This is a genomic window from Thiobacillus sp., assembly GCF_018780105.1.
Lineage (GTDB): Bacteria > Pseudomonadota > Gammaproteobacteria > Burkholderiales > Thiobacillaceae > Thiobacillus.
Window position 1 is genome coordinate 375843 of record NZ_JADMKC010000002.1, and the last position, 25265, is coordinate 401107.

A 25265-nucleotide genomic window follows, 5' to 3' on the forward strand; every position below is an offset into this window, starting at 1 on the left:
TTATTCGCAGGACGGATGGGCTTATGGCAGAAAGCCGGGGTGTTTTGCGCAGCTTGCGTGTGCGAGCCTAGGAGCCCTCGCCCAGGTAGGCGTGGCGTACCGCCGGGGTGGCGGCAAGTTCGGTCGCCGGGCCGCTCAGGGTGATCGAGCCGGTTTCCAGCACATAGCCGCGCGCGCAGGTTTTCAGCGCGAGATGCGCGTTCTGCTCGATCAGCAGCACCGCCACGCCACTGGCGGCAATCTGGCGAATGATGTCGAACACCGCCTGCACCATCAGCGGCGCCAGGCCCATGCTGGGCTCGTCCAGCAGCAGCAAGCGCGGGCGCGCCATCATCGCGCGTCCGAGCGCCAGCATCTGCTGCTCGCCGCCCGACAGCAGGCCGGCCATTTGGGCGCGGCGTTCGGTCAATCGCGGCAGCAGCCCGTAGACCTGGTCCAGATCGCCGGCAATCCCGGCGCGGTCGCTGCGGCTGTAGGCGCCCATCAGGAGGTTTTCCGCCACGGTCATGCGCGGGAACACGCCGCGCCCTTCCGGCACCAGCGTCATGCCGCGCCGCGCGATGGCGTGCGCAGGCAGGCCGGCGAGCGGCTGGCCATCCAGCTGCACGCTGCCCGACTGGGGGGCGATGAGACCGCTCAGCGCCTTGAGTGTGGTGGTCTTGCCGGCGCCGTTGGCGCCGATCAGGCAGACCATTTCGCCCGGTGCCACTTCGAGACTGAGATCGCGTACGGCCTGGATGCCGCCGTAAGCAACTGACAGCCGACTGACGCTCAGCAGCGCGCTCATAGCGTCTCGTCCCCCAGATAGGCGGCGATGACCTTGGGGTCGCGGCTGACGACATCGGGGGTGCCTTCGGCGATTTTCACGCCGTAGTCGAGCACCGCGAGGCGCGTGCACAGCCCCATCACCAGCTTCACGTCGTGTTCGATCAGCAGCAGGGTCAGACCGTCGGCCTGTAGTTGCAGCAGCAGTTCGCGCAGGGCGCTTCGTTCGGCCGGGTTCATCCCGGCGGCGGGTTCGTCCAGCGCCAGCAGACTCGGCTCGGTCGCCAGTGCGCGGGCAATTTCGAGCCGCCGCTGGTCGCCGTAGGACAGGTTCTTGGCGAGGCGCTGGGCATGCTGGGCGATGCCGACCCGTTGCAGCAGGGCAAGCGCGCGATCATGCGAATCGGCTTCTTCGCGGCGGGTGGCAGGCAGGCGCAGCACTGCGCCGATGACGCCGCTGTGGGTGCGCGCGTGGCGGCCGACCAGCACGTTTTCCAGTGCGGTCATTTCGGCGAACAGGCGGATGTTCTGGAAAGTGCGCGCCAGTCCGGCCTTCAGTACCTTGTGCGGCGGTCGGTTGTCGAGCCGGGTTTGGTTCAGGAGGATTTCGCCGCGGTCGGTCGCATACAAACCGGTCAGCGTATTGAACAGCGTGGTCTTGCCGGCGCCATTGGGACCGATAAGGCCGAAAATCTCGCCGGCGTTCACGCTGAGCGTAATGTCCGACAAGGCCTGCAAGCCGCCAAACGCCTTGCTCACGCCGCTGACTGTCAGCAATGCGCTCATGCCTTGGCGTCAGCGAATTCCTGGCGCCGCCGCGCCGAGGGAATGAGGCCGGCGGGACGGTATAGCATCACCGCCACCAGCGCGATGCCGAACAGCAGCATGCGCAAATCGGCCGGGTCGATGTAGATCTGGCCGAACAGGTTGCGCTGCCACTCGCCGGTGTAGCGCAGCGCCTCGGGCAGCAGGGTCAGCAGCAGGGCGCCGAAAATCACCCCGGGGATATGCCCCATGCCGCCCAGCACGATCATGCACAGGATCATGATCGACTCCATCAGATTGAACGATTCGGGACTGATGAAGCCCTGGAAGCTGGCGAACAGTCCGCCCGCCAGGCCGCCGAAGGTGGCGCCCATGGCGAACGCCAGCAATTTCAGGTTGCGGGTGTTGATGCCGGTCGCGGCGGCGGCGATCTCGTCTTCGCGAATCGCCACCCAGGCGCGGCCGATGCGCGAATTTTCCAGCCGCATCGAAATGAAAATCACTGCCAGCACCAGCAGCAGGAAGAAGTAGTAAGTCAGGTGGACGCCGCTGAAGGTATAGCCGAACACGCTGAGCGGCTGGCTCAGGCTGGCGCCGCCGAGCTGCACTGGGTCGATCAGGTTGATGCCCTGCGGGCCGTTGGTGAGGTTGAACGGCGCGTTCAGGTTGTTCATGAAAATGCGGATGATTTCGCCGAAGCCCAGCGTCACGATGGCGAGATAGTCGCCGCGTAATCGCAAGGTCGGCGCGCCGAGCAGTACGCCGAACAGCCCGGCGAGCGCCGCGCCCAGCGGCAGGATGGCCCAGAACGGCAAATGCAGGCCGAAGTGCGGGCTGGCGAGCCAGGCGTAGACGTAGGCGCCGAGCGCGTAGAACGCGACGTAGCCGAGATCGAGCAGCCCGGCGTAGCCGACGACGATGTTGAGCCCCAGCGCCAGCATCACGTAGAGCAGGGCCAGGTCGAGCAGGCGCACCCAGGAGCGGCCCATGCTGGCATCGATCAGAAACGGCAGTAGCGCCAAGCTAATGGCAAACAGACCAAATATTAGCCAACGGGATTTCAGATGCGCTGACAAAGTCATTAGTAATATTTTTCCAATTGGGCTGCTGGCAAAAGAATGAGCGCAAGGAAAACATAAAAAGCCCCAGCGTCTCCGAGCAAGGGTGCCGCCCACCAACACAAGAAACCTGCTGGAAAAAGCAGGAGAGCAACTTTTCTACCTGAGAATGAGTAGGTGATTTTATTGGAACATTTCGGGCAATTTCCATGGCCGTATCGCGCGATTGGAATGCCGATCTCGCTTCTACAATAAGGGCAGATCATCTTTGATCCCTGTTTGAATCAAGCACGTTCGACCACCCGCGCGCCCAGCAGCCCCGACGGGCGGAATACCAGCACCGCGATCAGCACGAAAAACGCGAACACATCCTGATAGTGGCTGCCGAGGAAGCCGCCGGTGAGGTCGCCGATGTAGCCTGCGCCGAAGGATTCGATCAGTCCCAGCAGCAGGCCGCCCAGCATCGCCCCGCCGAGGTTGCCGATACCGCCCAGCACCGCCGCCGAGAACGCCTTGAGGCCGAGCAGGAAACCCATGTAGTAGTGCGCCAGACCGTAATAGGCGCTCACCATCACGCCCGCGATCGCGGCCAGCGCGGAGCCGATGATGAAAGTCGAGGCGATCACCCGGTTGACGTCCACACCCATCAGGCTCGCTACCTGGCGCGACTGCGCGGTGGCGCGCATGGCGCGGCCGAGGCGGGATTTCTGCACCACCAGGATCAGCGCTGCCATGATCAGCACGGCCAGAGCCAGAATGGCGATCTGCGTATCGCTGATGGTCGCGCCGAGGATTTCATGGTGGCCTTGCGGCAGGATGGGCGGGAAGGGGATGTACTGCTTGCCCCAGATCAGCATGGCGATGTTCTGCAGGATGATCGACACGCCGATCGCGGTGATCAGCGGCGCCAGGCGCGGCGCGTTGCGCAGTGGCCGGTAGGCGACGCGCTCGATCAGCATGCCCAGCGCCATGCACACCGGAATGGCCACCGCCAGTCCCGCCAGCAGGATCACCCCGCCTGGCAGCCCGGGGGCGGCCAGCGCCAGCGCACCGATCACTGCCAGCGACACCATCGCGCCCATCATGGTGATTTCGCCGTGGGCGAAATTGATGAGTTCGAGGATGCCGTACACCATGGTGTAGCCCAGCGCCACCAGCGCATAGACGCTGCCCAGAACCAGGCCGTTGATGAGTTGCTGCAGGAAAATATCCATTCGTTGTGCCGTGAAGCCTGTTGTCGCTTTGCCGGTGGCGTGCACGGTAAACGGATCAATCGGCTGCGAAAACCGGACCGCGCACCTGCAAATCGCCTGTATTGGGGCGGAATGTAGCATAAGGACGGCGCATTCCGGCCGCTGGCGACGTGCATTGCCGGGCACCCGCGCGCGCCCGGCGCGGCGCTATAATCGCCGCTCCCTTTTGCAAACTCGAGGCGACGCAGCGCGTCTCCGTCCGCATGTCCCACGGTTTTTCGCTCAAAGAATCTCTTGTTTCCCTGCTGCAGGACGCGCTTGCCGGCGTGGCCCCCGAGGCCGCCCTGACGCTCGAACTGGAGCGCCCGAAGAACGCCGCCCATGGCGACTTTTCCAGCAACGCGGCCATGCAGCTGGCACGCCCGCTGAAACGCAATCCGCGCGAGCTGGCGCAATTGATTCTGGACGCGCTCCCTGCCTCGTCGCTGATTGCCAAGGCTGAAATCGCCGGTGCCGGTTTCATCAATTTCCACCTCACGCCGGCCGCCTGGCATGGCATCGTGCCGGCGGTGCGCGCGGCAGGTGCGGACTTTGGCCGCAGCGACGCAGGCGCGGGGCATAAAGCGCTGGTCGAGTTCGTTTCGGCCAATCCGACCGGCCCGCTGCATGTGGGACACGGCCGCCAGGCCGCGCTGGGCGATGCGCTGTGCAACCTGTTTGCGGCGCAGGGCTGGGAAGTCTGCCGCGAGTTTTATTACAACGACGCCGGGGTGCAGATACAGACGTTGGCCAACAGCGTGCAGGCGCGTGCGCGTGGCACGAACCCGGGCGACCCCGGCTGGCCGGAATCGGCCTACAACGGCGACTACATCGCCGACATCGCGGCGGATTTTCTGGCGCAGAAAACCGTGCATGCCGACGACCGCGCGTTCACCGCGTCGGGCGATGTCGACGATCTGGATTCGATCCGCCAGTTTGCGGTGGCCTATCTGCGCCACGAGCAGGATCTCGACCTGCAGGCGTTTGCGGTGCGCTTTGACAACTATTATCTGGAGTCGAGCCTTTACACCAGCGGGCGCGTCGAAGCCACGGTCAACCGGCTGATCGCCGCCGGCAAGACCTACGAGCAGGACGGCGCGCTGTGGCTGCGCACTACCGACTACGGCGACGACAAAGACCGTGTGATGAAAAAATCCGACGGCACCTACACCTACTTCGTGCCGGACGTCGCCTACCATATCGCCAAGTGGGAGCGCGGCTTCGAGCGCGCGATCAACATCCAGGGCACCGACCATCACGGCACCATCGCGCGGGTGCGCGCCGGGCTGCAGGCCGCCGGCGTCGGCATCCCGCAGGGCTATCCCGACTACCTGCTGCACACCATGATCCGCGTGATGCGCGGCGGCGAAGAGGTCAAGATTTCCAAGCGCGCCGGCAGCTACGTCACCCTGCGCGACCTCATCGAATGGACCAGCAAGGACGCGGTGCGCTTCTTCCTGCTGAGCCGCAAGGCCGACACCGAATACAGCTTCGATGTCGACCTGGCCGTCGCCAAAAACAACGACAATCCGGTCTACTACGTACAGTACGCCCACGCGCGGATATGCCGGGTGTTCGAGGAATGGGGCGGCGATGCCGCCACGCTGGCGGGCGCCGATCTCGCACCGCTGGCGAGCCAGCACGAACTGGCGCTGATGCAGCGCCTGGCCGAGTATCCCGAAACGGTGGCCACCGCCGCGCGCGAACTCGCACCGCACCTGCTGGTGCATTACCTGCAGACGCTGGCAGCCGATTTCCATGCCTGGTACAACGCCGACAAGTTTCTGGTGGCGGATGCGGCCATCCGGACAGCGCGACTGGCCCTGGCTGATGCCGCCCGCATCACCCTCGTCAACGGTCTGGCCTTGCTGGGCGTATCCGCTCCGGAGAAAATGTAGCCATGGCAAAACCCGCATCCAGCAAATCCAAACGCTCCGGCGGCAGTTCGGTATTCACCGGCGTGCTGATCGGCCTCACCGTCGGCGCAGTGCTTGCCGTGGGCGTGGCCTTGTTTGTGACCGGGAACAACCCGTTCAAATCCGGGACAGCCACGCCAGAGACAGAAGTAAAAACGCCGCCGCCGGCTGTCGAGGTTGCGCCGACCGCCACGCCCGACACCGCGCCGCCGCCGGTTGAGCCGGAAGCCGCGCCGAGTTTCGATTTTTACAAGGTGTTGCCGGGCGGCGCGCCGAGCGACTTGCCGCCTGTTCCCGACACCACGGCCAACCATCCCCTGTATTACCTGCAGGCCGGCGCGTTCCAGAACGCGGACGATGCCGACAACCTGAAAGCCCAGCTGGCGCTGCTGGGGGTCGAGGCCGAGATCCAGACCACCGAAATTGCCGGCAAGGGCATGTTCCACCGCGTGCGCGTCGGCCCCCTGCGTGCGATGGACGAAGTCAATTCCACCCGCAGCCTGCTCACGCAGAACAATATCCCCGCCACGCTTGTCAAAGAAACCCCCGTTCCCCAGGAGAAGCCTTGATGTTTGCCCGTACCCTGGCGCTGTTTGGCGCCGCCGTATTGTCACTGTCCGTGATGTTCCAGCCGGCCGCCGCTGCGCCGGACGCGGCATTCGAAGGCCACGACTACGCCGTGGTGAAGTCCCCGCAGCCAGTTGCCACCGGCAAGAAGATCGAGGTGCTGGAGTTCTTCTGGTATCGCTGCCCGCATTGCTTCCAGCTTGAACCGAGCCTGCACAAGTGGCTGAAAACGCTGCCGAAGGACGCACAGATTCGCCGCGTGCCGGCCGTGTTCCGCGACGACTGGCTGCCCGCGGCCAAGACCTTTTACACGCTGGAACAGATGGGCCAGATCGAGCGCCTGAACAGCAAGGTGTTCGACGCCTACAACATCGAGCGCATCAACCTCGACGACCCGGCCATTCTGGGGGGGTGGATTGCAAAGCAGGGCGTGGATCGTAAGAAATTCGAAGCGATCTACAACTCGTTTTCCACCCAGTCCAAGGCCATGCAGGGTGGCCGGTTGGCTACCACCTATGCTATCAGCGGCGTGCCGGCCTTTATCGTGGATGGCAAATACCTGACCGCGCAGTCGATGACGCAAACCGAGACCCGCCTGTACGAAGTGCTTGACCAGCTCATCGCCAAGGCGCGCGCCGAGCGCAGCGGCAAGAAATAAGTCGGTCCCTTGCCCGATCCCCTCAGGGTTTTCATCACCGGCGCCAGCTCCGGGCTTGGCGCCGCACTGGCCCGGCATTACGGCGCGCAGGGTGCACAGCTGGGCCTGCTCGGACGCAAACCGGATGCGCTGGCTGCGGTGGCTGAAGGGCTGGATGCCCGCACCTATCTCGCCGACGTGCGCGATGCCGCAGCCATGAATGCGGCCGCATCGGCGTTTCTGGATGAGGTCGGTATCCCCGACATCGTGATCGCCGCTGCCGGCATCAGCGTCGGTACCCTCACCGAGGAAGCCGCCGACGCCGGGGTGTTTCGCGCCGTGATGGATGCCAACGTGCTGGGACTGCTGCATACCTTCGCGCCGTTCATCGCGGCGATGAAGCCGCGCGGCGGGGTGCTGTGCGGTATCAGCAGCGTGGCCGGCGTGCGCGGCCTGCCGGGCGGCGGCGCCTATTCGGCGTCCAAGGCCGCAGCCACGGTGTACCTCGAGGCCTTGCGGCTGGAACTGAAACAGCATGGCATTGCCGTGGTCACCGTCTCACCCGGCTACATCGCGACCCCGATGACCGCGGTCAACCCGTATCCCATGCCGTTCAAAATGAGCGCCGCGACTGCCGCCGAAAAAGTTGCCCGCTGCATTGCCCGCCGCAGCGCCCATCGCGTGATTCCCTGGCAGATGGCCGCAGTGGCGCAAGTGCTGAAATGGCTGCCGGTTCGGGTCTATGATGCGTTATTCGAAAAAGCGCCGCGCAAGCCACGCGGCCTGCCAACCTGAACGCGCCACAAAATTCGCAATGGAGACGTGATGCCCAGCCCCCTGAATATCATCCTGATCGACGACCACCCGCTGCTACGCATGGGCGTGGCCGGCTACATCCAGCAGGAGCCTGATCTCAAGCTGATCGCGCAGCTCGCCGACGCCACCGAATTGCGCGCCTGGCTGGAGGCAGGCAATCGCGCCGATGCCGCTCTGCTGGACCGTTCGTTGCCGGATGCCGACGGGCTCGACCTGGTATCGGAGCTGCGCGACCTCGGCATCAAGGTCATCATGCTCACCATCGCCGATTCGGACGAAGAAATATCCGAAGCCATTTCTTCCGGCGTCGACGGCTATGTCGTCAAGTCCAGCGAGCCGGACCGCGTGCTCGCCGCGATCCGCAGCGTGTGCGAAGGGCAGAGCAGCTTCCCGCTCGCCATCATGCAGAAAATGGCGCGCGGCGAACTCAACGCCAACGCCCTCGCCGCCCTTACCGCACGCGAGATGGACATCGTCAATTACGTGAAGGAAGGCCTCTCCAACAAGGTCATCGCCTACAAGCTCACCCTGTCGGAAAACACCGTGCGCAATCACCTGCGCAACATCATGGAAAAACTGGGTTTGAAGAACCGGGTCCAGGTCGCCACCCTGGCGTTGAAGGAAGATCGCAAGCGGCATTGAGTTACTTCAATCCACTTGGCGCGACATCTAACCGCGCCTGTGGGTGACATGAAAAACGGCGGCCCGCGGGCCGCCGTTTTTCATTTGCCGGACGGGCGATTAATCAGCGGAGGCGGCGGCGCGCGGCGAAACCCACCAGTCCCAGGCCGGCCAGCATCAGCGCGTAGGTTTCGGGTTCGGGGACGGTTGCCACACTCAAATTGATGTTGTCCACCTGGGCATACACGGAGCTGAACACCAATTTGTTCACGCCTTTGAAGTCGTTCCCGAAGGTGATGGTTTGAAGGGTGGTGTAGTTGTAAGCAAGAGGGGTGTATTGATGGACGTAGCCACCTTGAGGGAAGTAGCCGTATACATCGAAATGGGGATAGTTGTTAAGCAGACCCACATCCATGCTGAGGAGGTCGAACACGCCGCCGTCAGCGCGCTCCAGCACGAAGGCGCTGCCGTAGTTGGTGATCACTCCGGAATACACGGCGGGAGACCCCATCCATTGGCCATGACTGGGCGTGAGGGCGTAGATCGTACCGCCGGCATAACCCGTATAGGGTGAGCCGGAACTGGTGGTCAGTTTGAAGCCGTCTTCAATATACGGCGAGGGAACGACGACGGTGGGATTCGTGGTCACCGTTCCCAGGGAATTGAAATCGATAACTGTAGTGCCGGCCTGTACCGGCAACGCCGAAAAAGCACACAAAGAAGACAGCACCACGTTTTGAAGTGTTTTGGACAAGCGCATTTTTAGGTTCTCTGGGCGAATTGTTCTTAGCGGGTGACGCACGATTCAGGCCCGCAGGCTGAAACGCGGTCATCGCCCACGAATTAGCAACTGTCGTGCCAGCGATTGATTTTTGGCGGAAAATCAACGTGCTGCAAGGAACGGCTCACACGGAATTCGGCGCGGGACGCCGCTGCGTGTAAAAAATCCCGACGCTATTCGACGGTGACGGACTTCGCCAGATTGCGCGGTTTGTCCACATCCGTGCCCTTTTGCAGCGCAACGTGATACGACAGCAGCTGCAGCGGGATGGTGTGGAGGATCGGCGACAGCGCGCCGTTGTGGCCGCCGGGCAGCTTGATGACGTGGACGAAGGGCGACTCCTCCAGATGCACGTCGCCGTCGGCGAACACATACAGTTCGCCGCCGCGCGCGCGTACTTCCTGCAGGTTGGATTTGAGCTTCTCGATCAGCTGGTCGTTGGGGGCGATGGTGACGACCGGCATGTCCTCGTCGACCAGCGCCAGCGGACCGTGCTTGAGCTCGCCGGCGGGATAGGCTTCGGCGTGGATGTAGGAGATTTCCTTGAGCTTCAGTGCACCTTCGAGCGCGACCGGGTAATGCACGCCGCGGCCGAGGAACAGCGCGTGGTGCTTGTTGGCAAAGCGATGCGACCAGGCTTCGACCTGCGGTTCCAGCGCCAGCGCCTGCTGCACCTTGTTCGGCAGGCCGCGCAGGGCGGCGAGGTGGGCAGTTTCCTGCAGCGGCGTCAGCTTGCCGCGCAGCTTGGCCAGCACCAGCGTCAGCAGGAACAGGCCAGCCAGCTGGGTGGTGAAGGCCTTGGTCGAGGCGACGCCGATTTCGGGGCCGGCGCGGGTGAGGAACTTGAGCTTCGAGGCGCGGGTGAGCGCCGACTCCGGCACGTTGCAGATGGTCAGCGTCTTGTCCTGGCCGAGCGACTTGGCATGGTTGAGCGCGGCCAGGGTGTCGGCGGTTTCGCCGGACTGCGAGATGGTGACGATGAGCGCGTCGGGATTCGGCACGCTGGTGCGGTAGCGGTATTCGCTGGCGACTTCGGCGTTGGCCGGGATGCCGGCGATTTCTTCCAGCCAGTAGGTGGCGACCTTGGCCGCGTGGAAGCTGGTGCCGCAGGCGAGGAAGGTGACGGCATTGACTTTGCCCAGCACTTCGGCGGCGTCGAAGCCGAACCATTCGGGCTGGATGTGATCCTGCGCCACTGCGATCAGCAGCGTGTCGGTCAGCGCGCGCGGCTGCTCGTGGATTTCCTTCTGCATGAAGTGGCGGTAGTTGCCGAGTTCGGCCATGTCGGCCGACAGCTCGGAGATGTGCACACTGCGGTCGGCGGGCTTGCCGGCGGCGTCGTACACTTGAACCGTCAGCAGGCCGATGTCGGCGACGTCGCCTTCTTCCAGATACATCACACGCTGCGTCACCGGCAGCAGCGCCGAGACATCGGAGGCGATGAAGTTTTCCTCGATGCCGAGACCGATCAGCAGCGGGCTGCCCTTGCGGGCGCAGATCAGGCGGTTGGGCGAGTCTTCGCTGACCACGCCGATGGCGTAGGCGCCTTCGAGCTCGGCGACCGCCGCGCGGGTAGCGGCGAGCAGGTCCTTCGACTGGCGGTAGTAGAGTTCGATCAGGTGGGCGATAACTTCGGTGTCGGTTTCCGAAGTGAAGGCGAAGCCGGCGGCCTTGAGGCGGCTGCGCAGCGCTTCGTGATTTTCGATGATGCCGTTGTGTACTACCGCGAGGCCGCAGCTGACGTGCGGATGGGCGTTGGCTTCCGACGGCGCGCCGTGGGTGGCCCAGCGTGTGTGGGCGATGCCGAGGTGGCCGTGCACCTGCTGCGCCGCGCAATCGGCGGTCAGCGAGGCGACGCGGCCGACGCTGCGTACGCGCTGCAGGCCGCCGTTGACGACCACCAGGCCGGCCGAGTCGTAGCCGCGATATTCCAGCCGCCGCAAGCCTTCCAGCAAAATGGGGACCACGTTACGTTGCGCAACCGCGCCGACAATGCCGCACATATTCAGCTTTCCTTTTTGAGTTTGACCGGACGTTTCCAGCCCGGAATGGTCGTCTGTTTGGCCCGTGACAGCGTCAGTTCACCGGCCGGCGCATCCCGGGTCAGCGTGGTGCCCGCGCCCAGCGTTGCGCCATTGCCGACGCTGACCGGCGCCACCAGTTGCGTGTCGGAGCCGACGAAAACATCATCCCCGATCACGGTGCGGTGCTTGTTCGCACCATCGTAGTTGCAGGTGATGGTGCCGGCGCCGATGTTGACCTTTTTGCCCATGGTGGTGTCGCCGACGTAGGACAGGTGGTTGATTTTGGAACCATCGTCGATCTGGCTGTTCTTGATCTCGACGAAGTTGCCGACGTGGACGTCGCGTGCCAGCACCGTCCCCGGCCGGATACGCGAAAACGGCCCGAGCCGGTTGGCTTCGCCGATGGCGGCGTCGTCGATCAGGGTGAAGGCGTCGATGCGGGTGCCGGCGGCAATCGTGGCATTGCGCAGCACGCAGTTCGCGCCCACCTGCACGCCGTCGCCCAGCAGCACCTTGCCTTCGAATACACAGTTGACGTCGATGTTGACGTCGCGCCCGCAATTCAGACTGCCGCGCACGTCGAGCCGTGCCGGGTCGGCCAGCGTGACGCCGGCTTCCAGCAACGCCTGCGCGATTTCGTTCTGGTGGATGCGTTCGAGCTGCGCCAGCTGCGCCTTGCTGTTGACGCCGAGGACTTCCCACTCGCTGGCAGGCTGGTGGGTTTCGATGGCGACGCCATCGGCCACCGCGCGGGCGATGATGTCGGTGAGGTAATACTCAGCCTGGGCGTTGTCGTTCTTGAGCGTGGCAATCCATTGTTTGAGATGGCGCGTCGCCACCGCGAGGATCCCGGTGTTGACTTCGGCGATCGCGCGCTCGGCGTCGGTCGCATCCTTGTGTTCGACGATACGGGTCACTTTGCCGTGCTCGCGCACGATGCGGCCATAGCCGCTGGGGTCGGCCAGGATCACCGTCAGCAGTCCCAGCTTGCCGGACTGTGCCGCCGCCACCAGGGGGCGCAGCGTGGCGGTATGGGTCAGCGGCACGTCGCCGTACAGCACCAGCGTCACGCTGTCGTCGGCGAGTGCAGGCAAGGCCTGCTGCACCGCGTGGCCGGTGCCGTGCTGTTGGGCCTGCAGCACAAACGTCAACTTGTCGTCGGCCAGCGCCTGCGGCACCGCGTCGCCGCCAAAGCCGTAGACCACGCAGGTCTGCGCCGCGCCGAGCGCGTGGGCATTGTCGACCACGTGTCCCAGCAAGGGCTTGCCCGCCAGCTTGTGCAGCACCTTGGGCAGGTCGGAACGCATACGGGTGCCCTTGCCGGCGGCGAGGATGAGGATTTCGAGCTTGGGTTGCATGGGATCGGTCTGAATGGAATGTCAGGGAGTCTGCAAAACGCGCGCCAAGTATAAAGCCAGCCTTGCTACACCCGCATGAAAAAGGGCAAGCCTGCGCTTGCCCTGATTTTTGATCCGGTGGCTGAATGGCCGTGATCTAGCGCAGCAGGTCGTCCTGCTCGCGCCTGAACTCGCCTTCCAGAATGTCGTCGTTGGCCGGACGCATGGGGTCGAGTTTGCGCTTGCCCCAGCTGCCGGGCATCAGCATCAGCACCAGTGCCAGGACATCGCTGATGAAGCCGGGGAAGACAAGCAGCCCGCCCGCGAGGAGAATGCGACCCGAGGCGAACAGCGAGGCCAGCGGGTTCGCCCCGGACTGGACCGAGAACAGCAGGCGTGCGCCCCAGGCCACCCGCTCGACGCGGATCAGCATGACGCCGGCGACGGCGGCGAGTAGCAGCCACAGCAGCACCCAGCCGCCGATATAGCGGGCCGCCCAGAAAATGCCGATGGCCTCGAGCACAGGGAATGACAACAGCAGTAGCACAATCCAACTAAAGCGCATGACATGGAACCTTTGTTAATCTTGACGAACTTACCCGATGCGGCGAGCGCGGAATCACTCGCGACCGCCCTGGTCGAAAAGCGGGCGGCGGCATGCGTGAACGTTTTGGCGCCTTGCCGCTCCATCTATCGCTGGCAGGGTCGGGTGGAAACGGCGACTGAAATTCCGCTGCTGATCAAATCCACCGTGGCAAATTATCCGCTGGTTGTGCAGATTGTTCGCGCCCAGCATCCTTACGACGTACCTGAACTGATTGCTTTGCCGATCACACACGGCTTGCCGGCCTACCTCGACTGGCTGGCCACGGAGACTGACCAAGATGAATAAATGGTTGAGCATTAAACGGGCAGGCGTGCCCGGCATACCCACATTGATGTGGGGCGTGCTGGCGCTTTTTCAAGCCGTGCTGTTCCCGGTCGCTCATGCTGAAGAATTTCTGGAGCCCGAGGCCGCATTCGCCTTGTCGGCGCGGGCGCTCGATGTCGATACGCTGGAAGCGCGCTGGCAGATCGCGGATGGCTATTACATGTACCGCGACAAGTTCAAGTTCGAGCTGAAAGGCGCTGTGCTCGGCCAGCCCGTGCTGCCCGCGGGCAAGCTCAAGCAGGACGAGAATTTTGGTCAGGTAGAAACCTATCGCAAGGACGTGCGCATCCGCCTGCCGATCCAGCGCACGCCGGGCGCCACCTCGGTCACGCTGACTGCCAGATCGCAAGGTTGCGCCGATGCCGGGCTGTGCTACACACCGCAAACCGTCAGCGTGACGCTTGCCCTGCCTGCGCCTGCGCCTGCGCCCGCACCGATCGCCGATGTAGCGCCTGCCGCTTCGCGCGCGCCGGTCCCGGCGCTGGGGGGGCTGGGCAGTCTGGCTGGCCTGGGCATGCCCAAACTGCTGCCGCCGGACGAAGCCTTTGTGGTGGCGGCAACGCTGGTCGACGCGCAGACTGCCCGGCTCGAATTCACCCCGACGCCCGACACTTACCTGTATCGCGACAAACTCGGCTGGACGGTCAAATCCCCGGCGGGTGTGACGGTCACGCGGGCCGATCTGCCTGCCGGCGAGATCAAGAACGACCCCAATTTCCCCACCCCGATGGAGGTGTATCACCACGATGTGGCGGCCACGCTGACCCTGTCGCGCGCGCTCGCCGCCGGGGAAAAGCTGGTGATCGAAGCGGGCTGGCAGGGCTGCAATGAAAAGGTCGGCGTCTGTTATCCGCCGCTCAAGCGCGACTTCACGCTGGCGGCCGATGCCGCCACGCCCGCGGCGGGTGCCCTCGCCGCGGCACCCGTGTCCGCCGCCGCTGCGGCAGCGACGCCCGAGTCCGACACTTCGCGCATCGAACGCGTGCTCAAGGGAGGCAGTTTCTGGGCCGTGGTGGCCACGTTCTTCGGCTTTGGCCTGCTGCTGGCGCTGACGCCCTGCGTGTTCCCGATGATCCCGATCCTGTCGGGCATCATCGCCGGGCAGAACCGCACCATGACCAAGATGCACGGCTTTCTGCTGGCGCTGGCCTACGTGCTGGGAATGGCGATCACCTACGCACTGGCCGGGGTGGCGGCGGCGCTTTCCGGCACGCTGATTTCCAACGCGCTGCAAAATCCGTGGGCGCTCGGTGTCGGCGCGGGGTTGTTCGTGCTGCTGGCACTGTCGATGTTCGGCTTTTTTGAGATCCAGCTGCCAAGCGCGCTGCAAAGCAAATTCTCCGACGCCTCGAACAAGATGAAGGGCGGCAATTTCGTCGGCGTATTCGTCATGGGCGCACTGTCCGCCGTTATCGTCGGCCCCTGCGTGGCGCCGCCGCTGGCGGCTGCGCTCGCCTTCATCGCGCAGACCGGCAACACCACGCTGGGCGGGGTGGCGCTGTTTGTGCTGGCGCTCGGCATGGGCGTCCCGCTTCTGCTGGTCGGGCTGTCGGCGGGCGCGCTCTTGCCCAGGGCCGGCGGCTGGATGAACGCAGTGAAGTATTTCTTCGGCGTGCTGATGCTGGCCATCGCCATCTACCTCATCTCGCCCATCATTCCGGCCTGGGTCAACATGCTGCTGTGGGCGCTGCTGCTGATCGCGTCGGCGATTTACCTGCACGCGATGGATCCCTTGCCCGTCCAGGCGTCGGGTTGGCGCCATTTGTGGAAAGGTCTCGGCGTGGTGCTGCTGATCGGTGGATTGTCACTGCTGCTCGGCATGCTGGCGGGCAGTCGCGATCTGTTGCAGCCGCTTGAAGTGTTTAAAGGCGGCGTATTCAAGGGCGGCACGCTTGCCGCTGGCAGCGGCGGCACGGCGCAGGCGGCCGAAATGCATGCGCTGCCGTTCGAGCGGGTGAAAGATGTCGCTGCGCTGGACGCGCGGCTGGCGCAGGCCAAGGCCGACGGACGCGCCGTGATGCTGGATTTTTATGCCGACTGGTGCGTGTCGTGCAAGGAAATGGAACGCTTCACTTTCAGCGATGCCAGGGTGCAGGCGCGGCTGAAAGACGTGGTGGTGCTGCAAGCGGACGTCACGGCCTCCAGCGAGGCCGACAAGGCCTTGCTGAAGCGCTTCAACCTGTTCGGCCCGCCCGGGCTGATCTTCTGGAACAACACAGGCGCGCAGTCGACTTACCAGGTGATCGGCTACGAGAAACCCGACAAGTTTCTCGCCAGCCTGGATGCCGCGCTGGGCCGTTGATCAGCCGGCCTGCAGCCGTTCGCGGCTGCTGATCCTGAAGTTGAAATGGTCCGGCTCACGGCCGTCCAGAACCCCATCGCCGAACTCGGCGTAGGGGTACATGAGATACGGCAGCGGCGCGCGGGCGGGCGGCGCGAGCGCAAAATCGCGTGCGGTATTGAAGCCGACCCAGTTCATTTCCCAATAACCGAACAGCCGCTCACGCAGCGCAACGATGCGCGCGTCGGTGAGCGGCAGGTTTTCTTCGAGCACGGCCTTGCGTACGTCGGCCGGATCGACACCGACCCAACCATGGCGCGGTGAAAAATACTCGGCACGGCAGTGCTGCGCTTTCGAGATGTCGTCGGCCTTGCCCAGGCTCTTGAACTGTTTCGAGGCGGCCACCCGCACGCCGTACATTTCGCGCGCGGGCAGTCCGGCGGCGCGCGCCAGGCCGACGAACAGCGAGTTGATGTCGGCGCACTTGCCGCCGAGGTTGCCCGATTCCAGCATGAACTTGATGTCACCCAGACCGCAGCCGCGCGTTTTCGGGTTGCGGAAAGCGTTGTCGACCACCCAGTCGTAAATCGCGCGCGCCTGGGCATCGGGACCCTGGATGTCCTTGATGATCTTGGCCGAAGTGGTGGCGACGATGCCGTCGGTCGGCATATGCGGGGTCGGCGCCAGGTAACGGGCGACGTCGGCCGTCAGCGGTCGCAGTGGCCCTGCGGCACCGCGGGTGCGGTCGTGGGTGGAAACGACCGCAGTCACGCTGATGCGGTGAGGACTTGCAGAAGCGGGCAGCGCGGCGCTGAACATGGCGGCCTGGTAGACCGGATCCCAGTTGAGCGCCGCTCCTGCCGGCGCACCGGCCCAGTTGAGCGCGTGCACGGTCTGGAAGTCGCCCGCATCGGAAGGCAGCGGCAGCCACATCCGGCCGGCGCCGGACTGGGCAGGAATGTCGACGTCGTAGCGCAGCTCGAACGTACGCCAGCCATCGGCTTGCGGGGTCGGGGTGGAAGGTGCGGCCTGCAGCGCGGGGGCGCCGGCCAGTAGCGGGCTTGCGGCAGCAAGCCGCATGAAGTCACGTCGTTTCATGGTTTCTCCAAAACGTTATTTCCGTGCGGAAACCTTCGGCGGGTTGAGTGCTGGCGATGGCGCGGCTGCGCCCAGATCGCCGGAAATGGCGTCCGAAGGAATGGCAAGTGTAGTCGAACGGCGTGCCGGCGTGGCTGGCTGCTTAGCCGCGGCGCAGGATGGCGATGTTGTCGAGCAGCGGGGTGATGACCGGCTGGATCTTGCGGCGCATCAGCGAGCCGATGGCGGTGGTTTTGAGGAAGATGGGGCGAACCGTGTCGGCGTCGACGGCGGCCAGGGCGTCGAGCGCGTCGCAGTCGGCCTCGAATTGCGGCGCGGCGGCGAGCAATTCGGCGCGCGCAGCGGCGCGGCGCTCAGGCTCGGCCTGGCGCAACGGCGCTGCCCAGTTGGCCAGTGCATTCAGGGTATGGTTGACCACTTCCTGCACTTCCGGGCGATCCAGAATCACTGCCGTGGTGGCGATGAAGGTCTGGCCCTGGCCGGACAGCGCTTTGTCCAGCATCACGCTGTAGGGGTTGCCGGCGAGCTGCGGCACTGTGGCGTGGTCGGCGCGTGCGGCGCGCGGGCTGGGCAGATTGTCGGGCTGCAGTTCGAGGAAGGCGACGTAATAAGAATTGCGGCTGTTGCCGCGCTTCCACATCGACAGCCGTTCGGCATCGGTCATCACGCCCGAATAGAGCATGACCGCGATGGTGTCGAGTATGCCGACGTCGTCTTCGTGCAGAAACGCCAGATGTTCGACCAGGAATTCGGCCAGCACGCGGCCCATGGCACCTTGGTACACCACCTCGCGCATCAGCATCAGGCGCGCGTTTTCGATGGTGGACATGCACCACCAGGCGCGCCGCGCCAGCTCGTCGGTGAGCGCGGGCGAATGCACCACGGCCACCACCGCTTCTTCTTCCGCGATCAGCAGCAACTGCGCCAGATGCTGCGGCGACAGGCCGGATTGCGATTGCCGCGTCCAGCGCGTCAAATGTACCGGGTAGCCGCCCGGCGAACCCAGCGCATGGCCGGACAGCAGTTCACGCACGCGCTTGAGGTAGCGGTCGGAACGCTCGTTGGGTTTGAGTGGCACGCTGGCTTCGCCCTGCGGGGTGAGCGCCCACAGCGTCATGTTCGATTCATCGATGCGCACGGCCAGCAGCTCGGTATTGAACAGGACATTGAGGCGCAGTTCGTCCTCGGGGGAGAGTTCGTCGTTCATGAAAATAGGCAGACAGAAAACAGAAGGCCCGGTCGCGACTGACCGGTTGGCGTGCGCCTATTTTAGCCTGAGCGGGGCGGCATTCCCGGATCACACAAACAGGATTAAGATATCCTAATTGCACGTTTGGGGGATTGATATGTTGCGACGATTCATTGCCTGGATGCTGTGTGCCGGACTCGGCGCGACGACGGTATGGGCCGCTCCGGTACAAACGGCGGCGGCGCCCAGCGGCGGCCAGCTGTATACACGCAATTGCGCTTCCTGCCACGGCCAGCGGGGCGACGGCGGCATCGGCGTGCCGCTGGCGCTGCCTTCGTTTCAGGCCGGCATCAGCGACGACTACCTGCGGCAAACCATCCGTCATGGTCGCCCCGGGCGAGTAATGCCCGCGTTTCCCAGCCTCGGCGCGGATGAAGTCGAGGCCATCGTGCGTCACGTGCGTTCCTGGAACAAGGGGCCCAGCGTCGCGTACTCGAAAGCGCCTATCGCGGGCAATCCTGTGCACGGCAAGCAGCTGTTCGGGCAATACTGCACCGCCTGCCACGGCGCGAACGGTGAAGGCGCCAAGGGCACCGGCGTAACCTTCTCGCGACCGCGCGACCTGCCGATCATGGCGCCCGCGCTGCACAACCCGGGCTTTCTGGACGCCGCGCCCGACGCCATGATCAAGGCCACGCTGATGAACGGCCGCGAGGGCACGCCGATGCAGTCCTATCTCAAGCTGGGGCTGAAGGAAAAGGACATCGACGATCTGGTGAGCTATGTGCGCAGTTTCGAAACCCAGCCGCTGGGTTCGAGCGCGACCCTGGTGAAAACCGAGACTCCGGTGATCATCCGCGAATCGCCGTACGACTTGAATACCACGGTCGAACGCGTCAAGACGGCGGTGACCACCAACAACTTTTTCTATGGCCGGGTGCAGACGCTGGAATACGGGATGACGCCGCCGGCCAACGAAAATCCGAACCAGGTGATTGTCTATTTCTGCAATATCAGCCTGCTCAATCAGGCGCTGGCGATCGATCCGCGGGTCGGTATGTTCCTGCCCTGCCGCGTCAGCATTTTCGAGAAAAACGGCAAGGTGCAGGTGATGTCGGTCAATCCCAAGGTGCTGAGCCAGTTGTTCAACAACTCCGAACTGAACCAGTTGTGCGAGCAGCTGGAGCAGAGCTATACCGCGATCATCGAGGAGGCGACGCTATGAACCTGCGCAAATGGATGGCCAGCACGCTGGCGCTGGCATGCCTGAGCGGCCCGGCGACGGCGGACGGGTTGCTGATGGCGCGCAGCGACAAGTCCTTTCCCGAGGCGATGACCGTGCTGCAAAGCGCGATTTCGGCGCGCGGCTACACCATCACGCGCCTGCAGCAGGTGAACGAAAACCTGGAGCGGCGCGATTACAAGAGCGACATGTACCGCGTGGTGTATTTCGGCAAGTTCGAGGAAGTGCGGCAGGTGACGGCGGCGCACCCTGAGCTGATCGCCTTCCTGCCGCTGAGCATCACGATTTTTGCGGAAGGCGACGAAAGCATCATGGTGGCGAGCCACCCGCAAACCATCTCGGCGTTTTATCCGGATGCGGCGCTGAAGCCGCTGTTCGATCGCTGGGAACAGGACATCGAAGCGATCATGGACGAGGTGCGCGAGTAAGGCGCAGCCCGTCCGCTCAGACGGACTTGAACGCCTGACGCGCCGCGGCGACGGTGGCGTCGATATCCGCATCGCTGTGGGCGGCCGAGACGAAGCCCGCCTCGAACGCCGACGGCGCCAGATAGAAACCGAGGTCGAGCATGGCGTGGAAGAAGCGGTTGAACTTCTCCTTGTCGCACTGCATGACTTCGGCAAAGCTGGTGGGCGGTTTGGCGGCGAAATAAAGACCGAACATGCCGCCGACCGAATCGGCGCAGAAGGTGACGCCCGCATCTTTGGCAGCGGCGTTGAGGCCGTTCACCAGGCGCTCGGTGCGGGCCGTCAGGTTCGCATGAAAGCCGGGCGCGCTGATGGCGTCGAGCGTGGCGAGGCCCGCGGCCACCGCAACCGGATTGCCCGACAGCGTGCCGGCCTGGTACACCGGGCCGGTGGGCGCGAGGAAGTCCATGACGTCGGCGCGGCCGCCGAATGCGCCGACCGGCATGCCGCCGCCGATCACCTTGCCGAGCGTGGTCAGGTCCGGCTTGATGCCAAGCAGTTTCTGCGCGCAGCCGAGGTCGACGCGGAAACCTGTCATCACCTCGTCGAAAATCAGCAGCGCGCCGTGCGCATCGCACAGCCGGCGCATGGCGGCCATGAACTCGGCGGTCGGTTTGACCAGATTCATGTTGCCGGCAAACGGTTCGACGATGATGCAGGCAATTTCATTGCCGATTTCGGCGAAGGTGCGCTCGAGTCCGGCGACATCGTTGTAATCCAGCACGAGGGTCATCGCCGCGACTTCAGGCGGCACGCCGGCGGAGGTCGGGTTGCCGAAAGTGAGCGCACCGGAGCCGGCCTTCACCAGCAGGAAATCGGCATGGCCGTGGTAGCAGCCTTCGAACTTGATGAACTTGCTGCGTCCGGTGAAGCCGCGCGCCAGACGGATCGCACTCATTGTCGCCTCGGTGCCGGACGACACCAGCCGTACCTTTTCAATGCTCGGCACCAGTTCGATGATGCGGCGGGCAATGGTCAGCTCGGCCTCGCTGGGCGCGCCGAATGACAGACCCTTGGCGGCTGCATCCTGCACCGCTTTTACCGTGCCGGGATGCGCGTGGCCGAGAATGGCCGGGCCCCACGAGCCGACGTAGTCGACGTATTCGCGGCCGTCGGCATCCCACACGCGGGAACCCAGGGCGCGGCTGAAAAATACCGGCGTGCCGCCCACGCTCTTGAAGGCGCGCACCGGCGAGTTGACGCCGCCGGGGATGACCTGTTGCGACTGCTCGAAAAGTTGTTCGTTGCGATTCATGGTGCGGGTCTCACTGTTCGGATTCGGTTGCAAATAATAGATTCAGCGCCTGCGCGTTGGCGCTGATGTCCGCGCCCTCGAACAGCGCCGACAGCACGGCGAGGCTGTCGGCGCCGGCGTCGAGCAGCGCCGGCGCGTTGGCCAGCGTGATGCCGCCAATGGCGACCAGCGGCAGGTGGATCTGCGGCGCGGCTGTGCGCAGCAGATCGACGCTCGCGCGGCCTGCATCAGGCTTGGTGGGCGACGGAAAAAAACTGCCGAAGGCGACGTAATCGGCGCCTGCCGCCTGCGCGGCCAGCGCCAGATCGAGGCTCTGGTAGCACGATGCGCCGACGAACTTGTGCCGGCCGAGAATGATGCGCGCCTCGCGCACGGTGCCGTCGTCGCGACCGAGGTGAACGCCGTCGGCATCGGCGAGGTCCGCCAGCCGCAGGTCATCGTTGACGATCAGCGGCGCGCCGAAGCGGCGGCACAGCGCGACCAGTTCGCTCGCCTGTTCGTGGCGGCGCGCGACGTCGCCGGATTTGTCGCGGTATTGCACCGCGGCCACGCCGCCGCGCAGGGCGGCCTCAACCTGCGCCAGCAGACGTGCGGTGTCGGTGGTTTCGGGCGTGATGGCGTAGACGCCGCCGGGGAATTCGGGTTTGACTGCGCTCACGCGTTGCCTTCGGTCTGCACGTCCTGCGCCCAGAAGAAGCGTTCCGGAATGTATTGCCCCATGCCGGGGCGGAACGCAGCCTTGAGCGTTTCGTAGGTGAAGTTCTGCGCTTCGCGCACGGCCAGCGGCATCTCCTGACCGTAGGCCAGGGTGGCGGCGATGGCCGAGGCCAGGGTACAGCCCGAGCCGTGATAGCTGCCGGGTAAACGATCCCAGGCATCGGTCTGCACGTGGCCGTCCAGGCTGTACAGGCTGTTCAGCACGCGCGGCGTGGTCTCGTGGGTGCCGGTGATGAGCACGTATTCGCAGCCGAGATCGATCAGGTGCTTGGCGCAGGCCGCCAGGTCCATGTCGTCGTCGTCCGAGTCGAACAGCGCCAGCCGCCGCGCTTCGTGGCTGTTGGGCGTGATGATGCTGGCCTGCGGGATCAGCAGGTCGCGCATGGCCGAGATCATATCGTCGGTGGTGAACTCGTCGCCGCGCCCGGAGGCCAGCACCGGATCGAGCACCACCGGAATGTCGGGGTAATCGGCGAGGATCTCGGCGATCACCGCCATCGACTCCGGGCTGCCCAGCATGCCCAGCTTGAAGGCGGCGACCGGCACGTCTTCAAGCAGCATGCGCGCCTGATCCATCACCCACTCGGAATCGATCACCAGGATTTCATCGACGCCGGCGGTGTCCTGCACGGTGAGCGCAGTGATCACCGACAGCGGATGGCAGCCCATGCTGGCCAGGGTGAGCAGGTCTGCCTGGATACCCGCGCCACCGGTCGGGTCGGATGCAGCAAAACTCAGGACCAGCGGTGGCGTGGGTTTGGGGGTGAAAATGGGCGGCATGGCGTCACTGCTATAAAATCAAGCCCCCAATTTTAGCCGATTCCAACAGTCCCCATGCCTGAAACCCCTGAATACACGAGCTGGATGTGCCTGATCTGCGGCTGGATTTATCACGAGGAGGCCGGCGCACCCGACGACGGCATCGCGCCAGGCACACGCTGGGCGGATGTGCCGATCAACTGGACCTGCCCGGATTGCGGCGCGCGCAAGGACGATTTCGAGATGGTGCAGTTCTAATCCCGATAAAATTGCTCAAGAAAACACGCAGGCAGGCGTTAAGGCGTACAGATTCGCGCGTTGTAAGCAGGTTGTCCCGGTTTTGCCCCTCGCCGGGGCGTCTGGATGCAGAATGGCCGGGGCAGGACGACATTAATCAATATAAGGAGACAGGTGATGAATATTCGGTGGATTGCAACATGGGCGATGCTGACCCTTTCAAGCAGCGTGTGGGCAATTTCGCCCTATATTCAGGGCGACTCGGTCGCCGCGGGCACCCCACAGAGCGTGGCGACAGCGGTCGAAGGCAAGCTTAAAAAAGGGGGATTCAAGGTTGTGGGCAAGTATTTCCCCAAAGGCCTGACCGGCTTTGGCGTGGTGATTGCAACCGATGATGACATGCTCGATGCCGTGGGCTCGGTCGGCGGCGAAGCGGTTCTCGGCTCGGCCATTCGCGTCGGCGTCAAAGCCGATGGCAGCATTGCCTATACCAATCCGGATTACTGGTATCGCGCCTATTTCCGCAAATCCTTCACCAAAAAAGAGGATGCGGTCAAAGCGCTGCAGGGGCGTCTGCAGGAAGCGCTGGGTGCGGGCAAGGGCCAAGGCGGCGATGAAAGCGCATCGAGCCTGTCCAATTATCGCTACATGATCGGCATGGAGCGCCTGGACTCGTCGAAGAACGAGCTGAACGCATTCGGCAGCTACGCCGAGGCGCTCAAGGCCGTACGTGAAAATTTGGCCAAGGGTGTGGGCAAGACCTCCAAGATTTACGAAGTGGTTTTGTCCGACCGCAAGCTGGCGGTGTTTGGTGTGGCCATGAACGACGGCGAAAACAGTGATGGGGAATGGATCAAGCGCATCGACATGCAAAACAATGTTGCAGGTCTGCCCTACGAGCTTTACATCGTAGACAAGCAGGTCGGCGCGCCGCACGGCCGCTTCCGCATTGCGCTGGCTTTCCCCGATGTCGGCATGGGCCAGTTCATGCGGATTTCCTCTCTGCCGAACGTCGTCATGGAAACCATGGGCAGCGTGGCGGGCGCCGAGAAGAAGTCTACGGAAGAGTCCTGGCAGTAAGTTGTCAGGCCGGTTTCAGCCAAAAAGGGCGTTGCGTTTGCAACGCCCTTTTTGTTTGCCTGAATGCAGGGTGAATACAAGCGATCCGGCATTAAAGAAGCGGGAGTCGATGCCGTAATGTTTACCACACAGGGTGTGTGCAATTCAGGCCACCCGCTGACCCTGGTGGAGAGAACGTGTGGATAACGAAGCATTGAAGGGCGTCAAGGTGATGATCATCGATGACAGCAACACCATCCGTCGCAGCGCGGAGATTTTTTTGAGCCAGGCGGGTTGTGAAGTCATTCTGGCACAGGACGGGTTCGATGCCCTGTCCAAGATTACCGATCACGAACCCGACGTGGTGTTTGTCGACATCATGATGCCGCGGCTCGATGGCTATCAGACTTGTTCGCTGATCAAGCGCAATGCGAAATACCGTGCCACGCCCGTGATCATGCTGTCGTCCAAGGATGGCCTGTTCGACCGTGCGCGCGGACGCATGGTGGGCTCGGATGAATACCTGACCAAACCTTTCACCAAAGACACGCTGTTGACGGCCGTGCGCGAGCACGCCGCCACCCGGGCCTAACTGTTTACAAGGAGCATAAAACATGGCGATTAGCCGAATTCTGGTTGTGGACGATTCCCCTACCGAGCGCTTTTTTCTGTCCGAGTTGCTGGTTAAAAACGGCTATCTGGTGAGCATGGCGGAAAGCGGCGAAGAAGCCGTCGCACAAGCCAAGCAGACCCTGCCTGATCTGATCGTGATGGATGTGGTGATGCCCGGCATGAACGGCTATCAGGCCACCCGCATGCTGACCAAGGAAGACGCCACCAAGCACATTCCCGTGATCATGTGCACCACCAAGGGTCAGGAAACCGACAAGGTGTGGGGCATGCGTCAGGGTGCCAAGGCCTATCTGGTCAAGCCGGTCAAGCCGGAAGAGCTGCTGTCGCAAATCAAGGCCCTGGGCTGAGCGATTCGAAATGGGCAAGAAGTTCAATCTGCGCGAGTTCCAGACCACGCTGTCGCAGCAGTTGCTGGCGGCTGCGACGCGCGACAACACGGGTTCCCGTCTGGGCTTTCAGGTGGGCGAAGCGAACTGGCTGGTGAGTCTGGCCGACACCGAGGAAGTGATCCCGGTGCCCAGCATCGTCAAGGTGCCAGGCGCGCGCCGCTGGTTTCGGGGGGTCGCCAATATCCGCGGCAACCTGTACGCAGTCAGTGACTTTGCCGATTTCATGGGGCAGGGCGTGACGTCGGATCATGCGAGCTGTCGCCTGCTGATTCCGCATCATGACTTTGGCGTGAATGCGGCCCTGCTGGTGCGCAGCGCGCTGGGTTTGCGCAACGTTAGCCGCTACCAGTTGCGTGAGGAGCAGGACGTCCAGCCCTGGGTTGCGCGTCACTATGCCGACGATGCTGGGGCGGTCTGGCGAGATCTGGATTTCGGGCAACTGCTCGGCAATCCGGATTTCCTGATGGTGGAGTCGTAGCGGGGCAAGA

At 63.8% G+C, this 25265-nt stretch carries 28 protein-coding genes; 15 read left to right on the top strand and 13 right to left on the bottom strand.

Translation table 11 applies throughout. The features are described 5' to 3' along the window. Positions 1-67 precede the first annotated feature (67 nt). Genes IV098_RS02235 through IV098_RS02245 form a run of 3 tightly spaced genes read right to left on the bottom strand, consistent with a single transcriptional unit; the run spans position 68 to position 2519 of the window. A complete protein-coding gene (locus tag IV098_RS02235; RefSeq protein WP_296886017.1) occupies positions 68-787 on the bottom strand; it encodes an ABC transporter ATP-binding protein in 720 nt (239 codons plus the stop codon). Beyond that, entirely contained in the window at positions 784-1551 is a 768-nt protein-coding gene (locus IV098_RS02240) for an ABC transporter ATP-binding protein (protein ID WP_296886019.1), read from the bottom strand. Before IV098_RS02240 ends, IV098_RS02235 begins: the two co-directional genes overlap by 4 nt. Beyond that, positions 1548-2519, bottom strand: a complete 972-nt coding sequence (locus IV098_RS02245; RefSeq protein ID WP_296886021.1) for an ABC transporter ATP-binding protein — start codon at positions 2517-2519, stop codon at positions 1548-1550. Before IV098_RS02245 ends, IV098_RS02240 begins: the two co-directional genes overlap by 4 nt. Between IV098_RS02245 and IV098_RS02250 the strand changes: the two genes are divergently transcribed. Continuing rightward, positions 2518-2652 carry a hypothetical protein gene (locus IV098_RS02250; protein WP_296886023.1) on the top strand — a complete coding sequence of 45 codons (135 nt, stop codon included), beginning with the start codon at positions 2518-2520 and terminating at the stop codon, positions 2650-2652. The genes IV098_RS02245 and IV098_RS02250 overlap by 2 nt on opposite strands. A 220-nt stretch (positions 2653-2872) precedes the next feature. Here the strand turns inward: IV098_RS02250 and IV098_RS02255 are convergent, their stop codons facing one another. Further along, complete coding sequence (locus IV098_RS02255) at positions 2873-3802, bottom strand: branched-chain amino acid ABC transporter permease (RefSeq protein WP_296886025.1); 930 nt, start codon at positions 3800-3802, stop codon at positions 2873-2875. Positions 3803-4044: 242 nt separating this feature from the next. Between IV098_RS02255 and argS the strand changes: the two genes are divergently transcribed. The 5 genes from argS to IV098_RS02280 are packed head-to-tail and all read left to right on the top strand — an operon-like array spanning position 4045 to position 8398. Next, a complete protein-coding gene (gene argS, locus IV098_RS02260; RefSeq protein WP_296886027.1) occupies positions 4045-5718 on the top strand; it encodes an arginine--tRNA ligase in 1674 nt (557 codons plus the stop codon). Positions 5719-5720: 2 nt separating this feature from the next. Further along, positions 5721-6305, top strand: a complete 585-nt coding sequence (locus IV098_RS02265) for an SPOR domain-containing protein (RefSeq protein ID WP_296886030.1) — start codon at positions 5721-5723, stop codon at positions 6303-6305. Continuing rightward, positions 6305-6961, top strand: coding sequence for a thiol:disulfide interchange protein DsbA/DsbL (locus IV098_RS02270; RefSeq protein ID WP_296886032.1), 657 nt, complete (start codon positions 6305-6307; stop codon positions 6959-6961). The genes IV098_RS02265 and IV098_RS02270 overlap by 1 nt, the downstream gene beginning before the upstream one ends. Positions 6962-6970: 9 nt before the next feature. Beyond that, positions 6971-7735, top strand: coding sequence for an SDR family oxidoreductase (locus tag IV098_RS02275; RefSeq protein ID WP_296886034.1), 765 nt, complete (start codon positions 6971-6973; stop codon positions 7733-7735). A 30-nt stretch (positions 7736-7765) separates the two neighbouring features. Continuing rightward, a complete protein-coding gene (locus IV098_RS02280) occupies positions 7766-8398 on the top strand; it encodes a response regulator transcription factor (protein ID WP_296886036.1) in 633 nt (210 codons plus the stop codon). Between the two features lie 103 nt (positions 8399-8501). Here IV098_RS02280 and IV098_RS02285 read toward each other — a convergent pair whose 3' ends face one another. The 4 genes from IV098_RS02285 to IV098_RS02300 all read right to left on the bottom strand — a co-directional run bounded on the left by IV098_RS02285 (position 8502) and on the right by IV098_RS02300 (position 13084). Further along, positions 8502-9137 carry a PEP-CTERM sorting domain-containing protein gene (locus IV098_RS02285; protein ID WP_296886038.1) on the bottom strand — a complete coding sequence of 212 codons (636 nt, stop codon included), beginning with the start codon at positions 9135-9137 and terminating at the stop codon, positions 8502-8504. Between the two features lie 194 nt (positions 9138-9331). After that, positions 9332-11161: a glutamine--fructose-6-phosphate transaminase (isomerizing) gene (gene glmS / locus IV098_RS02290; RefSeq protein WP_296886040.1), complete on the bottom strand. Its 1830-nt coding sequence runs from the start codon at positions 11159-11161 to the stop codon at positions 9332-9334. 2 nt (positions 11162-11163) lie between these two features. Then, entirely contained in the window at positions 11164-12540 is a 1377-nt protein-coding gene (gene glmU, locus IV098_RS02295; RefSeq protein WP_296886042.1) for a bifunctional UDP-N-acetylglucosamine diphosphorylase/glucosamine-1-phosphate N-acetyltransferase GlmU, read from the bottom strand. Between the two features lie 136 nt (positions 12541-12676). Beyond that, positions 12677-13084, bottom strand: coding sequence for an FxsA family protein (locus IV098_RS02300; RefSeq protein WP_296886044.1), 408 nt, complete (start codon positions 13082-13084; stop codon positions 12677-12679). Between the two features lie 3 nt (positions 13085-13087). Between IV098_RS02300 and cutA the strand changes: the two genes are divergently transcribed. After that, on the top strand, positions 13088-13411 hold the full coding sequence (gene cutA / locus IV098_RS02305; RefSeq protein ID WP_296886046.1) for a divalent-cation tolerance protein CutA: 324 nt from the start codon (positions 13088-13090) through the stop codon (positions 13409-13411). Then, positions 13404-15752, top strand: coding sequence for a protein-disulfide reductase DsbD (gene dsbD / locus IV098_RS02310; RefSeq protein ID WP_296886049.1), 2349 nt, complete (start codon positions 13404-13406; stop codon positions 15750-15752). The genes cutA and dsbD overlap by 8 nt, the downstream gene beginning before the upstream one ends. Here the strand turns inward: dsbD and IV098_RS02315 are convergent, their stop codons facing one another. Next, on the bottom strand, positions 15753-16829 hold the full coding sequence (locus IV098_RS02315) for a transglutaminase family protein (RefSeq protein ID WP_296886051.1): 1077 nt from the start codon (positions 16827-16829) through the stop codon (positions 15753-15755). Positions 16830-16971: 142 nt separating this feature from the next. Next, positions 16972-18036 (bottom strand): hypothetical protein, encoded by a 1065-nt coding sequence (locus tag IV098_RS02320; protein ID WP_296886053.1) that lies wholly within the window; start codon positions 18034-18036, stop codon positions 16972-16974. A 139-nt stretch (positions 18037-18175) separates the two neighbouring features. Between IV098_RS02320 and IV098_RS02325 the strand changes: the two genes are divergently transcribed. Continuing rightward, on the top strand, positions 18176-19243 hold the full coding sequence (locus tag IV098_RS02325) for a c-type cytochrome (RefSeq protein ID WP_296886055.1): 1068 nt from the start codon (positions 18176-18178) through the stop codon (positions 19241-19243). Further along, on the top strand, positions 19240-19689 hold the full coding sequence (locus IV098_RS02330; protein WP_296886058.1) for a DUF302 domain-containing protein: 450 nt from the start codon (positions 19240-19242) through the stop codon (positions 19687-19689). Before IV098_RS02325 ends, IV098_RS02330 begins: the two co-directional genes overlap by 4 nt. 16 nt (positions 19690-19705) lie before the next feature. Here the strand turns inward: IV098_RS02330 and hemL are convergent, their stop codons facing one another. The 3 genes from hemL to IV098_RS02345 are packed head-to-tail and all read right to left on the bottom strand — an operon-like array spanning position 19706 to position 22480. Next, complete coding sequence (hemL, locus tag IV098_RS02335; protein ID WP_296886060.1) at positions 19706-20983, bottom strand: glutamate-1-semialdehyde 2,1-aminomutase; 1278 nt, start codon at positions 20981-20983, stop codon at positions 19706-19708. A 10-nt stretch (positions 20984-20993) separates the two neighbouring features. Continuing rightward, positions 20994-21641: a thiamine phosphate synthase gene (gene thiE, locus IV098_RS02340; protein ID WP_296886062.1), complete on the bottom strand. Its 648-nt coding sequence runs from the start codon at positions 21639-21641 to the stop codon at positions 20994-20996. Further along, the gene (locus IV098_RS02345) at positions 21638-22480 is read right to left on the bottom strand and encodes a hydroxymethylpyrimidine/phosphomethylpyrimidine kinase (RefSeq protein WP_296886064.1); all 843 of its coding nucleotides are present in this window, start codon (positions 22478-22480) and stop codon (positions 21638-21640) included. Before IV098_RS02345 ends, thiE begins: the two co-directional genes overlap by 4 nt. A 54-nt stretch (positions 22481-22534) precedes the next feature. Between IV098_RS02345 and IV098_RS02350 the strand changes: the two genes are divergently transcribed. The 5 genes from IV098_RS02350 (at position 22535) to IV098_RS02370 (ending at position 25255) form a co-directional block, all read left to right on the top strand. Continuing rightward, complete coding sequence (locus tag IV098_RS02350) at positions 22535-22717, top strand: rubredoxin (protein ID WP_296886066.1); 183 nt, start codon at positions 22535-22537, stop codon at positions 22715-22717. A gap of 156 nt (positions 22718-22873) precedes the next feature. Continuing rightward, positions 22874-23776, top strand: a complete 903-nt coding sequence (locus tag IV098_RS02355) for a hypothetical protein (RefSeq protein WP_296886068.1) — start codon at positions 22874-22876, stop codon at positions 23774-23776. Between the two features lie 211 nt (positions 23777-23987). Beyond that, on the top strand, positions 23988-24347 hold the full coding sequence (gene pilG / locus IV098_RS02360) for a twitching motility response regulator PilG (protein WP_296886321.1): 360 nt from the start codon (positions 23988-23990) through the stop codon (positions 24345-24347). A 22-nt stretch (positions 24348-24369) separates the two neighbouring features. Beyond that, entirely contained in the window at positions 24370-24735 is a 366-nt protein-coding gene (locus IV098_RS02365; protein WP_296886070.1) for a response regulator, read from the top strand. 10 nt (positions 24736-24745) lie between these two features. After that, positions 24746-25255 (top strand): chemotaxis protein CheW, encoded by a 510-nt coding sequence (locus IV098_RS02370; protein ID WP_296886072.1) that lies wholly within the window; start codon positions 24746-24748, stop codon positions 25253-25255. The last annotated feature ends 10 nt before the right edge of the window (positions 25256-25265 follow it).

What these genes read in the sequence shown, in the direction of transcription:
- IV098_RS02315 (WP_296886051.1), bottom strand. Translation starts at nt 16,829, where the DNA reads ATGAAACGACGTGACTTCATGCGGCTTGCTGCCGCAAGCCCGCTACTG.
- IV098_RS02250 (WP_296886023.1), top strand. Translation starts at nt 2,518, where the DNA reads ATGCTGGCATCGATCAGAAACGGCAGTAGCGCCAAGCTAATGGCAAAC.
- IV098_RS02245 (WP_296886021.1), bottom strand. Translation starts at nt 2,519, where the DNA reads ATGGGCCGCTCCTGGGTGCGCCTGCTCGACCTGGCCCTGCTCTACGTG.
- IV098_RS02240 (WP_296886019.1), bottom strand. Translation starts at nt 1,551, where the DNA reads ATGAGCGCATTGCTGACAGTCAGCGGCGTGAGCAAGGCGTTTGGCGGC.
- IV098_RS02255 (WP_296886025.1), bottom strand. Translation starts at nt 3,802, where the DNA reads ATGGATATTTTCCTGCAGCAACTCATCAACGGCCTGGTTCTGGGCAGC.
- IV098_RS02265 (WP_296886030.1), top strand. Translation starts at nt 5,721, where the DNA reads ATGGCAAAACCCGCATCCAGCAAATCCAAACGCTCCGGCGGCAGTTCG.
- glmS (WP_296886040.1), bottom strand. Translation starts at nt 11,161, where the DNA reads ATGTGCGGCATTGTCGGCGCGGTTGCGCAACGTAACGTGGTCCCCATT.
- IV098_RS02355 (WP_296886068.1), top strand. Translation starts at nt 22,874, where the DNA reads ATGAATATTCGGTGGATTGCAACATGGGCGATGCTGACCCTTTCAAGC.
- IV098_RS02365 (WP_296886070.1), top strand. Translation starts at nt 24,370, where the DNA reads ATGGCGATTAGCCGAATTCTGGTTGTGGACGATTCCCCTACCGAGCGC.
- IV098_RS02285 (WP_296886038.1), bottom strand. Translation starts at nt 9,137, where the DNA reads ATGCGCTTGTCCAAAACACTTCAAAACGTGGTGCTGTCTTCTTTGTGT.
- IV098_RS02300 (WP_296886044.1), bottom strand. Translation starts at nt 13,084, where the DNA reads ATGCGCTTTAGTTGGATTGTGCTACTGCTGTTGTCATTCCCTGTGCTC.
- IV098_RS02330 (WP_296886058.1), top strand. Translation starts at nt 19,240, where the DNA reads ATGAACCTGCGCAAATGGATGGCCAGCACGCTGGCGCTGGCATGCCTG.
- pilG (WP_296886321.1), top strand. Translation starts at nt 23,988, where the DNA reads ATGATCATCGATGACAGCAACACCATCCGTCGCAGCGCGGAGATTTTT.
- IV098_RS02345 (WP_296886064.1), bottom strand. Translation starts at nt 22,480, where the DNA reads ATGCCGCCCATTTTCACCCCCAAACCCACGCCACCGCTGGTCCTGAGT.
- glmU (WP_296886042.1), bottom strand. Translation starts at nt 12,540, where the DNA reads ATGCAACCCAAGCTCGAAATCCTCATCCTCGCCGCCGGCAAGGGCACC.
- IV098_RS02280 (WP_296886036.1), top strand. Translation starts at nt 7,766, where the DNA reads ATGCCCAGCCCCCTGAATATCATCCTGATCGACGACCACCCGCTGCTA.
- IV098_RS02320 (WP_296886053.1), bottom strand. Translation starts at nt 18,036, where the DNA reads ATGAACGACGAACTCTCCCCCGAGGACGAACTGCGCCTCAATGTCCTG.
- IV098_RS02350 (WP_296886066.1), top strand. Translation starts at nt 22,535, where the DNA reads ATGCCTGAAACCCCTGAATACACGAGCTGGATGTGCCTGATCTGCGGC.
- IV098_RS02270 (WP_296886032.1), top strand. Translation starts at nt 6,305, where the DNA reads ATGTTTGCCCGTACCCTGGCGCTGTTTGGCGCCGCCGTATTGTCACTG.
- IV098_RS02235 (WP_296886017.1), bottom strand. Translation starts at nt 787, where the DNA reads ATGAGCGCGCTGCTGAGCGTCAGTCGGCTGTCAGTTGCTTACGGCGGC.
- argS (WP_296886027.1), top strand. Translation starts at nt 4,045, where the DNA reads ATGTCCCACGGTTTTTCGCTCAAAGAATCTCTTGTTTCCCTGCTGCAG.
- IV098_RS02370 (WP_296886072.1), top strand. Translation starts at nt 24,746, where the DNA reads ATGGGCAAGAAGTTCAATCTGCGCGAGTTCCAGACCACGCTGTCGCAG.
- hemL (WP_296886060.1), bottom strand. Translation starts at nt 20,983, where the DNA reads ATGAATCGCAACGAACAACTTTTCGAGCAGTCGCAACAGGTCATCCCC.
- cutA (WP_296886046.1), top strand. Translation starts at nt 13,088, where the DNA reads ATGGAACCTTTGTTAATCTTGACGAACTTACCCGATGCGGCGAGCGCG.
- dsbD (WP_296886049.1), top strand. Translation starts at nt 13,404, where the DNA reads ATGAATAAATGGTTGAGCATTAAACGGGCAGGCGTGCCCGGCATACCC.
- IV098_RS02325 (WP_296886055.1), top strand. Translation starts at nt 18,176, where the DNA reads ATGTTGCGACGATTCATTGCCTGGATGCTGTGTGCCGGACTCGGCGCG.